This is a genomic window from Streptomyces sp. NPDC127117 (genome assembly GCF_042677325.1).
Lineage (GTDB): Bacteria > Actinomycetota > Actinomycetes > Streptomycetales > Streptomycetaceae > Streptomyces.
The window spans coordinates 60,088-73,709 of the sequence record NZ_JBHXTM010000031.1 but is presented as its reverse complement, the minus strand read 5'-3'; the positions used below and the strand labels follow the sequence as shown (position 1 = coordinate 73,709).

Below are 13,622 nucleotides of genomic sequence, written 5' to 3'. Positions count from 1 at the left end.
GGGTGACCCTTAGGCGACCGTGCGGCCGTTCATCAGGCGCGGCATGACCCGGAAGCCGATGCCTCCGGCGATCATCGTCGCGGCGCCGACCAGCAGGAACGTGGTCTCGGCGGCACCGGTCTCGGCGAGCTCGTCCTTGCCCTTGCCCTGCTCGACCGGCTGGTTGCCGGCGGAGTCGGGAGTGGTGTTGTCCGCGCAGTTCGCGCCGTCGAGGTCGACGGTGCAGGTGTTGGCGTCGTCGCCGCCGGTGGCGGAGCCGGTGGTGCCGCCGTTACCGGTGGTGCCGCCGTTGTCCGTGCCACCGTTGCCGGAGGTACCGGAGGATCCGTTACCGCCGTTGCCGTTGCCGCCGGACTGGTGGCCGCCGTTGCCGTTGCCACCGTTGTTGCCGTTGCCACCGTTGTTGCCGTTGCCACCGTTGTTGCCGTTGCCGCCGTTGTCCTGGCCACCGTTGTCGGTGCCGGCGTCGGTACCGGCGTCGGTACCGGCGTCCGTGCCCGCGTCGGTGCCCGCGTCCGTACCGGCGTCCGTACCCGCATCGGTGCCGGCGTCGGTGCCCGCGTCCGTACCGGCGTCCGTACCCGCATCGGTGCCGGCGTCGGTGCCCGCGTCGGTACCGGCGTCCGTACCCGCGTCGGTGCCCGCGTCCGTACCCGCGTCAGTACCGGCGTCCGTACCCGCGTCGACGCCGCCCAGGTCGCCGCCGCCGTCGGAGTCACCCTCGGGAGACTTGATGTCGGCGTCGACACCCAGGCCGCTCTCGTCGGCCTCCGCCTTCGCGGAGATGCCGCCGAGGTCGACACCGATACCGACCGCCGAAGCCGCACCGGCGGCGGTGAGCGAGGCGCCCGCGGCGATGACCGCACCTGCGGCGATCCGCGCGACGCGAACCCGCGTCTTCTTCGTCATGTGCTGCTACCCCCAGTAGCTGTTCTCGTCAGTGGAGCAGCCATATGCGGGCCCCGGCTCTGCGGGGTTCGCTCCGAACAGCGCCACATGGAGCCGTGGTCATGCCGCCCGCCCCCGTTCACACCCGTCCCGGACATACGCATGCTGCCCTAGCACCCTGTCCACAGTTAAGGACTACGTCAAGGCCGTTCCGTGCAATATGAACAGATTTGATGGGAGTTGGTCTCCATTCGGAATCACGACTGTGACGGACTCACCACGGCACCTACGCAACCCGGAGACCCAACTCCCCTTCGGGAACAGGCCCGTGCGGCCGAGAAAAACGGCGGTGCCGGAGACCCCGTGGGGTTTCCGGCACCGCCGTGAATGCTCGCTCTTCCTACTTCTCCCGCTGCTTGCGCCAGCGGATGCCCGCCTCCAGGAAGCCGTCGATCTCGCCGTTGAAGACCGCTTCCGGGTTGCCCATCTCGAACTCCGTACGCAGGTCCTTGACCATCTGGTACGGGTGCAGGACGTACGACCGCATCTGGTTGCCCCAGGAGTTGCCGCCGTCGCCCTTGAGGGCGTCCATCTTGGCCTGCTCCTCCTGGCGTCGGCGTTCGAGGAGCTTCGCCTGGAGGACGTTCATCGCGGATGCCTTGTTCTGGATCTGCGAGCGCTCGTTCTGGCAGGAGACCACGATGCCGGTCGGGAGGTGGGTCAGACGGACCGCGGAGTCCGTGGTGTTGACGCCCTGACCACCGGGGCCCGACGAGCGGTACACGTCCACGCGCAGCTCGGACTCGTCGATCTCGATGTGGTCGGTCTGCTCGACCACCGGCAGCACCTCGACGCCCGCGAAGGACGTCTGGCGGCGGCCCTGGTTGTCGAAGGGCGAGATCCGGACGAGCCGGTGGGTGCCCTGCTCGACGGAGAGCGTGCCGTAGGCGTACGGCACCTGCACGGCGAAGGTGGTCGACTTGATGCCGGCCTCCTCCGCGTACGACGTCTCGTAGACCTCGGTCTTGTAGCCGTGCCGCTCGGCCCAGCGGACGTACATGCGCTGGAGCTTCTCGGCGAAGTCGGCCGCGTCCACGCCACCGGCCTCGGCACGGATGTTGACCAGGGCCTCACGGGAGTCGTACTCGCCGGAGAGGAGCGTACGGACCTCCATCTCGTCCAGCGCCTTGCGGACCGACTCCAGCTCGGACTCGGCCTCGGCCAGGGCGTCGGCGTCGCCCTCGTCCTGGGCGAGCTCGAAGAGGACTTCGAGATCATCGATCCGGCCGCGGAGGGCCTCGGTCTTGCGGACCTCGGCCTGGAGGTGCGAAAGCTTGCTGGTGATCTTCTGCGCCGCCTCGGGGTCGTCCCAGAGGGAAGGCGCGGCCGCCTGCTCCTCGAGCGCGGCGATGTCCGCCCTCAGCGCATCCAGGTCCAGGACGGCCTCGATCGACCCCATGGTCGAGGAGAGGGACTTCAGCTCTTCGGAAATATCGACGACTGCCACGGGTCCAGCGTAACGGCTGTCGGCACGGACGTTCCTCGGACCACATGATCAGGACCCCGCGACCGGGTGCCGGGCGCATTCCCGGGCCGCCGGGAACCGCCCCGCGAAGCCCTCGGGTCAGGGCGTGCCCGGTGCCGAGGTCCCCGTCTCCGGGGCGGGGGCGTCCGCGTCGTCGTCGCTCAGCGCCAGCCAGCCGCCCACGCCCAGCGCGGCGAGCAGCACCAGGGCCGCGGCACCCAGGGTGAGACGGCGCTTGCGGACGGCGGCGGACTTGTTGCGGGCGGAGCCGGGGCGGGGTGTGCCCGGGGAGCGGGGAGCCCTGGCGGTGCCGCGGGGGCCGCCGGAGAGTTCGTCGGGGGCCGGGACGCGCATGCTCGTGTGGGTGTCGCGGTTGGCGTCGGCGGACGAGCCGGGGACCAGCGGGACCGCACCGCGGCGGCGGGGTTCCTCGGGGGCGGGGGCGTACTGCTGCTCGTCGTAGCCCTGGGGTTCCGGCTCGGTGTCCGGTTCGTCCACGTCGAGCGGCGGGATGCCGGCCAGGTGCGGGAGCTGCTCGCGCAGCCGGGCCGCGAGCTCGGAGGCGCGCAGCCGGGAGGCGGGGGCCTTGGCCAGGCACTGGACCAGGAGCTGCCAGAGTTCGTCGGGGATGCCGGGGAGCGGTACGACTGTCTCCGTGACGTGCCGGCGCAGTACGGCGCCGGGGTGTCCGCCGCCGAAGGGCGTGAAGCCGGCGAGCAGTTCGTACAGGACCGTCGCGAGGGCGTAGATGTCGACGGCGGCGCGCGGCGGCAGCCCCTCGACTATCTCGGGTGCCAGGTAGTCCGGCGTGCCGATGATCTTGGTGGCCTTGGTGCGGCGGGGGGTGTCGATCAGCTTGGCCACACCGAAGTCGGTGAGCAACGCCGGGTGCGAGCCGCCGGGGCCGAGCGGGCCCTCCATGTCGAGCAGGATGTTCTCCGGCTTGACATCGCGGTGGACCACACCGGCGGCGTGTGCGGCGGCGAGGCCGTCGGCGACGTCCGCGATGATCGCCACGGCGGCCTCGGGCGCGAGGCGGCGTTCGCGGTCCAGGCGGGTGCGCAGGTCGGTGCCGCGTACCAGGTCCATGACCAGCGCCAGGTCGTTGCCGTCCACCACGAGGTCGCGGACGGCGACGACGTGCGGATGGTCGAGTCCGAGCAGGGCGGTGCGCTCCTGGACGAAGCGGCCCACGAGTTCCTGGTCGGACGCGAGGTCCTCGCGGAGCAGCTTGATGGCCACCGGCCCCTCGGGCCCCTCGCCGAGCCAGACCGTGCCGGCGCTGCCGCGCCCCAGGATCTGGTGTGCGGTGTACCGGCTGCCGATATTCCGTGCCAAGACTGCTCCCTCAGCGGCTGGCGATGGACCGTCGCTCATGACCCCCGGTCGACAAAGTTACGCGTCGATCAGGGGGTTGAGTGCCCGGGATGGCGCCAACCTTCACTTCTGCGGGCGATATGCGGTGGAAACTGGCCCGCGGAAGTCGATATAGCTACAGAGTTGATGGTGTTACGGCCGCTCAGGAGCCGCTGTTGCCGCCATCGCTGCCGCCGCCCAGTGCCGAGATCCAGTCGGTGACGGTGGAGATCGCGTCGCCGATCGCCTTCCAGTAGCTCTTGCCCTGGCCGATCCAGTCCTGCAGCGGGGTCAGTTCCCAGATCAGCCAACCCGCGACGAACAGCAGGACCAGGGTGAACAGGCAGCCCTTGAGGCAGCCCAGGCCGGGAATCCTCATCGGGTTGGCGCTGCGCTGCCTCGGCTCGCGGGGCTGACGCGGGGCCGGCGGCTGGGGTGCCGGCTGCTGCGGGGGCGCGTACTGCTGCCGCTGGGGCTGCTGTTGGGGCTGCGGCTGGTACTGCTGCTGCCGGTGCTGGGGGTACTGCTGCTGCGGCTGCTGGTACTGCTGGGGCGGCTGCTGGTGCTGGGGCGGCTGTTGCCGTCGCTGGGGCGGCTGTTGCTGGGGCTGCGGGCGCTGGGGGCGGCGGCGCAGCGGGTCCTGGGCCGGGTCGAGGTACTGGACCTGGGTCTGCTCGTTGCGGTCGCGGGCCGCCTGGAGCTGGGACTGCCAGGGGTGCGGCCCGTCGGGCTCCGGAGGGCCGTCCGGGCGCGGCGGCACGGGCGGCAGGACCGAGGTCGGGTCGGCGTGGCCGCCCTGGCCGGGGGCGTGCTGCATGACGCTGGTGGCGGCGTTCGGGTCGAACGAGCCGGCGTTGCTCGGCAGCACCTGCGTCGGGTCGGCCGCGCCGGGGGTCTCCGGAACGGCGGCGGGCGCCGGATCGGGGGCGAGCAGGGCACCCACGCCGTCGGCCGCGGCGATCTGGGCGGAGCTGGCGTGCACGCCGATGCCGGCCGCGACGGTGCGCAGGCCGCGGGCCAGGTTCTCGGCGCTGGGCCGCCGGTCGGGGTCCTTGCTCAGGCAGCGCTCTATCACCGTCCACAGCGGGGCCGGGACGGTGGAGGGGCGTCGGGGCTCCTCGCTGAGGTGGCGGTGCAGGACTTCGAGGGCGGTGCCGCCGGCGAACGGCGGACGCCCGGTGACCAGCTCGTAGAGCAGGATGCCCGCGCCGTAGATGTCGACGGCGGAGGTCTGCGGGCGGCCCTCGGCGGACTCGGGTGCCACGTAGGCGGGGGTGCCGACGAACTCGTGGGTGCGGGTGAGCCCCGGGGAGTCGGCCAGGCGCGCGATGCCGAAGTCGGTGAGCATCGGCCGCATCCGGCCGTCGCGCTCGTCGAGCAGGACGTTGGCGGGCTTCAGGTCGCGGTGTACGACGCCGTCGGCGTGGCTGGCGGCGAGCGCGTCCGCGATCTGCGCGGTGAGCAGCGCGGCGGCGACCGGGGTGAGCGGGCCGTTCTCGCGGAGGTAGCGGTGCAGGTCGGGGCCGTCGATCAGGTCCATGACGAGGGCGAGGAGGTCGCCCTCGACGACCAGGTCGCGGGTGCGCACGATGTTCTCGTGGGTGAGCCGCAGCAGCACGGAGCGCTCGCGCAGGAACCGCATCACGACGTCGGCGTCGTTGGCGAGCTCCTCCTTCAGGACCTTGATCGCCACGGTCTCGCCGGGCTCGCCGGCGACGGCCGCCTCGGCGCCCGCGGTCTCCCGCTGGCGGGCACGCCAGACGGTGCCCGTGGCGCCGCGTCCCAGCGGCTCCTCCAGGAGGTACTTGCTGCCTACCGGCCGCACGTCATGCGCTCCCTGCAGATCGTGGTGCTTACGGTGTTCCCGGATCCGCCGGGCGTTCCGGCCCAACTCTAGGGCCTGTCGTCAAACTGCCGTGGTCGCCCGGAAGGCGGCCGGGGCCGCCCGGCGGCAGACTCCCGCCCGCCGCGGCCGGTGCCGCCCCGAGGCGGCACCGGCCGGTTGCGGAACAAGACGCTCACATCGGGCGGATGGTTGCCGCACACGTGTACGACGAACCGTCCCGGAGGCTCCTGCGGAGCGGTTCCGTCGTCGCGGGCAGCGTTCCAAGCAGGCACTTATGGGCGCACAGCCGACGTTTCAAGATCACTTAGCGGTGACCGCCGGGCGTGTTGTCAGTGGCAGGTGCGAGGATGCCTCCAGCACGGACTGTGGGGTCGGGAGCCCCGCGACCCGTGACGAACCTGTACCGGACGACGCGTCCGTGTCGGGTGGGGGGAATCACAGGGCGTTTCCCCTGCCCGGCGCCCCGCGCAGAAGGGACCGCTGACGGCGATGCAGATCCGGCTGACCGTCCTCGCGCCGCGCAGCGGCCAGACCCCGGCGCGCGCGTGCGACGTGCTGGTCACCGCCCCGTCGGGGACGGCGCTCGCCACCGTGGCGTCCAACCTGGCCGCGGCGGTCCTGGGGCCCGACGGCTCGCTCGGCAGCGGCGCGGTGGTGCTGTTCGCCGGGCGCGAGCGGCTCGACGCGCAGCGGTGCGCGCTGGGTGAGCCACCGCTGGTGGACGGGGCGGTGCTCTCGCTCCAGGTCCCGGGCGAGGACGAGGCGGTGGACGAGGTCGTTCCGGCGCGGCTGCACGTGGTCGCGGGGCCGGACGCGGGCGGGGTCCATCTGCTGCACGGCGGCAAGATCCGGATCGGCCGCTCCGCCGACGCGGACGTGCCGCTCGACGACCCCGATGTGTCCCGGCTGCACTGTGCGGTGACGGTCTCCGCCGACGGCCTGGTATCGGTGGCGGACCTCGGCTCCACCAACGGCACCCTGCTCGACGGCGCGGAGGTCCGCGACCGCCCGGTCCGGCTGAAGCCCGGCGCGCTGCTGCGGCTCGGCGAGTCCACGCTCCGGCTGGCCCCGGGCGCACCCGGGCCCGCGCTGGCCACGGCGCCGGACGGCGAGGGCCATCTGCGGGTGTCCGGCACGATGGCCACGGCCGGCGCCGACGGGCGTACCGCCGAGGAGCACGGTTCCGGCCACGGGTACGCCCCGGCGCCCTCCCCCGGCTCCGGGCCCGCCCCCCACCAGGGGTCCGGTCACGCGTACGACGACGGTGACGAAGGGCGTACCGGCACGGCGCGGCCCGCACCGGGCGACGAGCCGCCCCGGCGGGGCGGGATAGGCGCCTGGGCCCGCAGACTCGCGGGCAACAAGGGCGAGCCCGTCCACGAGGCGACACCCGACGGGGCGGGCGCGGCCGAGCCGGTGTTCCCGGCCGACCGGGCGGCGCCCTCGGGGCCCGCCGCGCAGAGCGTCTGGCCCGACCCGGCCGCCGTGCTGCTGACCGCGCTCGGCCCCGGCCCCCGGCTGTGGGAGCGGGGCACCACCCACCCCGAGGCGCTCGTGGTGCGGCTGGGCACGACCGACCGGGCGGAGCTGCCCGCCGTGCCGGTGACGGTGGGGCTGCGGGAGGCCGGTTCGCTCGGGCTCGCCGGGCCGCGGACCAGACTGGCCGGGCTCGCCCGTTCGACGGTGGCCCAGCTCGCCGCGCTGCACAGCCCCGCCGATCTGGAGATCGTGCTGATCAGCACGGACCGCGCCCGGAGCGCGGAGGAGCGCAGGCGCGAGTGGGCCTGGCTCGGCTGGCTGCCTCATCTGCGGCCGATGCACGGCCAGGAGTGCCGGCTGCTCCTGGCGTACGACCGCGAGCAGGCCACCGCCCGTACGACCGAGCTGGTGCGCCGCCTGGACGACGGGCCGCTCGGGCCCGGCTGGGCGAGCCAGGACCGCGCCACGGTCTCCGAGGCCGCGCAGCGGTACACCGGGCCGTACACCGTGGTGATCGTCGACGGCGACCCCGGCTCGGCGGCGCTGCGCGAGAACACCGCCCGGCTGGCGGCCGCCGGTGCCGCGGCGGGCATCCATCTGATCTGTCTGGCCGAGACCCCGGCCGCCACCCCCACCTCACCGGTCGCGGCGACGTACGAGGCCGCCTGCCACGCCTCGATCGCGTTCCGCGAGTGCGGGGCGGTGGCCATGCTGAGCGGCGATGTGGCGACGGCCCTGCGGCTGCTGCGGACGGCGGACGGCCGGGCCGCGGGCCGGGGCACGGTCGCCGCGGTGGACGCGGTGTCGGCGCACTGGGCCGAGCGGTTCGGCCGGGCGCTGGCCCCGTTGCGTACGGAAGGTGCCGCCACCGCCCACGGCCGGCCGGCGGCGGCGCTCCCGGCGACCGCCCGGCTGCTGGACGAGCTGGGCCTGGCCCGCGCCACCCCGGCCTCCCTGATGGCCCGCTGGGCCTCCACCGCGGACGACCAGCCCGGTGCGACGGTGCGCGGTTCGGGCCGCTGGACGGGCGGGCCGGCGGGCGGCGGCACGGACAGCGGCGATACGGACAGCCCCGGCTCGGGCCGTACGGAGTATCCACGCGGCTCCGCTCCCCGGGTCGGCGCGCAGCGGCTGGGCGGCGCGCCCGGCCCCGACGGCACGGGCGGATACGCCCCCGGCTCGGGCCGCACCCCGTACCCCGGCAGTGAGAACGCCACCCATATCGGCACCACGGCCCACCCCTTCGGCCCCGACGACGCCCGCGGCTCCGGCCGCACCCCGTACCCGGACTCCGGCCGCACCCCGTACCCGGACTCCGGCCGCACCCCTTGTCCCGGCGGTTCCGTGCCCCGGGTCGGCGGACAGCGTTACGGCGGCGCGCCCGGGGACACCCCCAGCTCGCGGACCGTCCCCGGGACCGGGACCGGCTCCCGGGGCGGTGACATCCAGGGGGCCGACAGTCCGCGTTCCGCCGGATCCGGGCGCGGCTCGAACCGGGTCAGCGGGCCGCGCGGCAGCGACACCCCCCGGATCGCCGCGCGAGGCGCCGAGAGCGCCGCCACGGCCGGGCGCCCCGCCGCAAAGGCCACCGCGGGCGCCGAGCCGGACACCGGCACGCCCGCCCCCGCCGAAGGCACCGCCGCCGTCGGGCGGCCCGTGGTGGTGCTCGGGGCCGGGCCCCGGGGCGCGGTCAGCGTGGATCTGGCGGAGGAGGGCCCGCACCTCCTCATCGAGGGGCCGGCCGGCAGCGGGCGCACGGAGTTGCTGCGCGCCGTCGCCGCCTCGCTCGCCGCGGCCGCCCGGCCCGACCTGCTGGGCATCCTGCTGGTCGACGGCGCGGGCGGCGACCGCGGCGAGGGCCTCGGCCCCTGCACCGAACTCCCGCACGCGTTCATGCACCTGGCGGCCTCCGATCCGGTCCGGATGCGGGAGTTCGCGCAGGCGCTGGGCGGTGAGCTGAAGCGTCGCGCCGAGCTGCTCGGCCCGTACGACTTCGACGAGTGGCATCACCGGCACGAGGTGGCCCGGCGGATGGTCGGCCAGCGCCCGCCGGCCGGCGCGGAACAGCGCGGCGACGTGGACGCCCCGATGAGCGGGACGCTCCGGCTGCGCCCCGCCGCCCCCTCCTCGGCCCCCGGGCCTTCCCCGCTGCCCCGGCTCGTCGTCCTGGTCGACGACTTCGACGCGCTGGTCGCCCCGGCGCTCGGCAGCCCCGGCCGCCCCGCCGCCGGTTCGGTGGTGCGGGCCCTGGAGGCCGTGGCCCGGGAGGGCGGCCGGCTGGGCGTCCACCTGGTCGCGGCATCCGCCCGCCCGGAGCGCACGGAGGACACGGACCTGGCCCACGGGGCCCGGCTGCGCATCGTGCTGGACGCGCCGGTGGTCCCGCCGTCGCCGGAGGAACCGGCGCCCGGCCGGGGCAGGCTCGGGCATCCGGACGGGCGGGTGACGCCGTTCCAGGGCGGCCGGGTGACCGGGCGCATCCCGCGTACCGCCACGCTGCGGCCCACCGTCGTGCCGCTGGAGTGGGAGCGGATGGGCGATCCGCCGACCCGCCGCCCGGTCCGCGAGCTGGGCAACGGACCGACGGACCTGGCGCTGCTGGCCAGTGCGCTGGAGCGGGCGGCCCGTTCGGTGAACGCCGAGCCGATAGCCCCGCTCGGGCCCGTCCACAGCTGACGGAGACCGGGTCCGGACATCCACTGACATCACGTCACGAGCCCATCACGATCAAGGAGTTGACACGAGAAGCGGTATTGCGGCGTCCGAGGGCCGGGCGTAGGACTGTGCGCACACAACGATGTGAGAGACGGGGAAGCAATGCGCACAACCCTTCGGATCAGCAGGGCCGCCGCGGTGTTCACCGCCGTCGGCGCACTGGCCCTCACCGGCTGCAGTGACGACGGCGGCGGGAAGGACGAGCAGGACAGGAACTCGGGTAGCGGCAAGCAGAGTTCGTCGGTCACCCTGCCCAAGCTGGACGGCGAGAAGCTGTCGGTCGCGGCCGTCTGGACCGGCGCCGAACAGGCCAACTTCGTCAAGGTCCTCAAGGAGTTCGAGAACCGCACGGGCGCGAAGGTCACCTTCGTCCCGGCACAGGACCCGATCGTCAACTTCCTCGGTACGAAGATCGCGGGAGGTCAGCCGCCGGACGTCGCGATGATCCCGCAGGTCGGCGCGATCCAGCAGGCCGCGCAGAAGAAGTGGGCGAAGCCGGTCGGCCCGGAGGCCAAGGCCCAGCTGGCCAAGAACTACGCGAAGGTCTGGCAGGACCTGGGCGCGGTGGACGGCACCCAGTACGGGGTGTACTTCAAGGCCGCCAACAAGTCCCTGATCTGGTACAACGCCAAGGCGTTCGAGAACGCGGGCGCGGCCGAGCCGAAGACCTGGAAGGACTTCCTGAAGACCGCCGAGACGGTCTCCGCCTCGGGTGTCACCCCGGTCTCGGTCGGTGGCGCGGACGGCTGGACCCTCACCGACTGGTTCGAGAACATCTATCTCTCCCAGGCAGGTCCGGAGAAGTACGACCAGCTGGCCCAGCACAAGATCAAGTGGACGGACCCGTCCGTCAAGGCGGCGCTGACCACGCTCGCGGAGCTCTTCGGCAAGCCGTCGCTGATCGCGGGCGGTGCCGACGGCGCATTGCAGACGGAGTTCCCGGCCTCGGTCACCCAGACCTTCACCGGCGGTGACCAGCCCAAGGCCGCGATGGTCTTCGAGGGCGACTTCGTGGGTGTCAACATCGCGCAGACGAAGGCGAAGATCGGTACCGACGCCAAGGTGTTCCCGTTCCCGGCGGTCGGCGCCGAGTCCCCCGTCGTGACCGGTGGCGACGCCGCGGTGGCGCTGAAGGACGGCAAGGGTGCCCAGGCGCTGCTGACCTGGCTGGCCTCGACCGACGCCGCGCAGATCATGGCCGAGCAGGGCGGGTTCATCTCGCCGAACAAGGGCCTGGACGCCGCCGCGTACCCCAACGAGGTGCAGCGCACGATGGCGAAGGCGCTGGTCGCGGCCGGTGACTCCGTCCGGTTCGACATGTCCGACCAGGCGCCGCAGTCGTTCGGCGGGACGCCCGGCAAGGGTGAGTGGAAGACCCTCCAGGACTTCCTGAAGAATCCGAAGGACATCGCGGGGACTCAAGCGAAGCTGGAGTCCGACGCGGCCAAGGCGTACAAGAGCTGACGGGATGACGACAGCCGCAGCGGGGGGCACCGACGCGGTGCCCCCCGCCGACAAGCAATCGTCCCCGGAGCCGTCGGTGCCCACGCCCAGGAAGTCGTCCGGTCCGTCGGCCGGCGGACCGGGACGCGGCAGGAGTGTGACCGGCACCCGCCGGTTCTTCGCGGCGCTCTTCCTGGCACCCGCGCTGGTGCTGCTGGGCGCGCTCGTGGTCTATCCGATCGTGTACTCCGTCTACCGGTCGTTCTTCGACCAGGCGGGTACGGGCTTCGCCGGACTCGACAACTACAAGGCGCTGTTCACGGACGACACCATCCGTACGGCGGTCAAGAACAACGCGATCTGGGTGGTGCTCGCGCCCACGGTCTCCACGGCCCTCGGGCTGATCTTCGCGGTGCTGACCGAGCGGATCCGCTGGGGCACGGCGTTCAAGCTGGTGGTCTTCATGCCGATGGCGATCTCCATGCTCGCCGCCGGCATCATCTTCCGGCTGGTGTACGACGCCGCCCCGGAGCGCGGGGTCGCCAACGCCGTATGGGTGGGTGTGCACGACACGTTCAACGAGTCGGCGGGCTATCCGAAGGCGCACCCGCTGCCCGTCCACCCGCTCAAGGCGGGCGGCGGCGGCTCGTTCGTCACCAAGGTGCCGGTACGGGCCGGGCAGCCGGTGCAGCTGCCGCTGGTCGGTGTGATCCCGGCGAACATGCCGAAGGACGCGAAGCCCGCGAAGGCCGCCGCGGCCGGGGACGGGAAGATCACCGGCACCGCGTGGCTGGACTTCACCAAGGGCGGTGGCGGCCGGCCCAACGTCATCGACACCAAGGAGCTGGGGCTCAAGGGCCTCAAGGTCGAGGCGGTCAAGGACGGCAAGGTCGTCGCGTCGGCGACGGCGGGGGCGGACGGTACGTTCACCCTGCCCGCGTCGGCGGACGGTGCCGGACTCCGGCTCCCCGCCTCGAACTTCAAGGAGCCGTACAACGGGGTCGAGTGGCTCGGTCCGACGCTCGTCACCCCCGGGATCATCGGTTCCTACGTCTGGATGTGGGCCGGGTTCGCGATGGTGCTGATCGCGGCGGGGCTCGCGGGGCTGCCCCGTGAGCTCCTCGAAGCGGCCCGGGTGGACGGCGCGAACGAGTGGCAGGTGTTCCGCCGGATCACGGTGCCGATGCTCGCGCCCGTCCTCGTGGTGGTGCTGGTCACGCTGATGATCAACGTGCTGAAGATCTTCGACCTGGTCTTCATCATCGCGCCGGGTTCCTCGCAGGACGACGCGAACGTGCTGGCGCTCCAGCTCTACCGCTCCTCGTTCGGCACGGACGCGGACCTCGGGATCGGCAGCGCCATCGCCGTACTCCTGTTGCTGCTGGTACTCCCGGTGATGTACGTCAACATCCGCCGGATCCGGAAGGAGGGGCGCCGATGACGACAGCGTCGACCACGGCCACGAGCACACCGGCCGACAGCGCTCCGGTGAAGGCCGAGCGGTCCCTCGGCGCACGGCTCGCCGCCCGCGCCGGCGGCGGTGCGATGCGGATCTTCCTCGTACTGGTGGGCCTGTTCTGGCTGATGCCGACGATCGGTCTGCTGCTGTCCTCGCTGCGCGGCGCGGACGACATCGCGGCGACCGGCTGGTGGAAGGTGTTCACGGCCCCGTCCGAGCTGACCTTCGACAACTACTCCCGGCTGCTCGACAATCCGACGATCACCCACTCCCTCCTCAGCACGGTCCTGATCACCGTTCCGGCGACCCTGCTGGTCGTCGTGATCGGCTCGCTGGCCGGCTACGCCTTCGCCTGGATGGAGTTCCCCGGCCGCGACTGGTGGTTCCTGGTGGTCGTGGGGCTGTTGGTGGTCCCGGTGCAGGTCGCCCTGGTCCCGGTCTCCAAGCTGTTCGGTGCGGTCGGGATCTTCGAGACGACCTTCGGTGTGATCATCTTCCACACGGCCTTCGGTCTGCCCTTCGCGATCTTCCTGCTGCGGAACTTCTTCGCGGAGATCCCGAGGGAGCTGCTGGAGGCGGCCCGGCTCGACGGGGCGGGCGAGATCCGTCTCTTCACCCGGGTCGTGATGCCGCTGGGCGGTCCGGCGATCGCCTCGCTCGGCATCTTCCAGTTCCTCTGGGTGTGGAACGACATGCTGGTGGCGCTGATCTTCGCCGATTCCGACTCCCCGCCGATCACGGTGGCCCTGCAGCAGCAGGTACGCCAGTTCGGCAACAACATCGATGTGCTGGCGCCCGGCGCCTTCGTGTCGATGGTGATTCCGCTGGTGGTCTTCTTCGCCTTCCAACGCCAGTTCGTCTCCGGCGTGATGGCGGGGGCGGTGAAGTGACGGCGCGCTGAGCCGGCGGCG

The 13,622-nt window shown here is 72.8% G+C and carries 8 protein-coding genes; 4 read left to right on the top strand and 4 right to left on the bottom strand.

The genetic code is table 11. From position 1 onward, the window contains the following. Positions 1–9: 9 nt before the first annotated feature. The 4 genes from ACFVH0_RS25590 to ACFVH0_RS25575 form a co-directional block, all read right to left on the bottom strand. On the bottom strand, positions 10–909 hold the full coding sequence (locus ACFVH0_RS25590) for a hypothetical protein (RefSeq protein WP_385823739.1): 900 nt from the start codon (positions 907–909) through the stop codon (positions 10–12). Positions 910–1,288: 379 nt separating this feature from the next. Beyond that, entirely contained in the window at positions 1,289–2,395 is a 1,107-nt protein-coding gene (gene prfB, locus ACFVH0_RS25585) for a peptide chain release factor 2 (RefSeq protein WP_326765877.1), read from the bottom strand. 117 nt (positions 2,396–2,512) lie between these two features. Further along, a complete protein-coding gene (locus ACFVH0_RS25580; protein WP_385823737.1) occupies positions 2,513–3,751 on the bottom strand; it encodes a serine/threonine-protein kinase in 1,239 nt (412 codons plus the stop codon). 181 nt (positions 3,752–3,932) lie between these two features. Further along, positions 3,933–5,594, bottom strand: a complete 1,662-nt coding sequence (locus ACFVH0_RS25575) for a serine/threonine-protein kinase (RefSeq protein ID WP_385823735.1) — start codon at positions 5,592–5,594, stop codon at positions 3,933–3,935. A gap of 510 nt (positions 5,595–6,104) precedes the next feature. Here ACFVH0_RS25575 and ACFVH0_RS25570 point away from each other — a divergent pair. From ACFVH0_RS25570 to ACFVH0_RS25555, 4 genes are all read left to right on the top strand, one after another. Continuing rightward, positions 6,105–9,770, top strand: coding sequence for an FHA domain-containing protein (locus tag ACFVH0_RS25570; RefSeq protein ID WP_385823733.1), 3,666 nt, complete (start codon positions 6,105–6,107; stop codon positions 9,768–9,770). Between the two features lie 141 nt (positions 9,771–9,911). Then, positions 9,912–11,273, top strand: a complete 1,362-nt coding sequence (locus ACFVH0_RS25565) for an ABC transporter substrate-binding protein (protein WP_385823731.1) — start codon at positions 9,912–9,914, stop codon at positions 11,271–11,273. Between the two features lie 4 nt (positions 11,274–11,277). Next, on the top strand, positions 11,278–12,693 hold the full coding sequence (locus tag ACFVH0_RS25560; RefSeq protein WP_385823728.1) for a carbohydrate ABC transporter permease: 1,416 nt from the start codon (positions 11,278–11,280) through the stop codon (positions 12,691–12,693). Next, complete coding sequence (locus tag ACFVH0_RS25555) at positions 12,690–13,601, top strand: carbohydrate ABC transporter permease (protein ID WP_385823726.1); 912 nt, start codon at positions 12,690–12,692, stop codon at positions 13,599–13,601. The genes ACFVH0_RS25560 and ACFVH0_RS25555 overlap by 4 nt, the downstream gene beginning before the upstream one ends. The last annotated feature ends 21 nt before the right edge of the window (positions 13,602–13,622 follow it).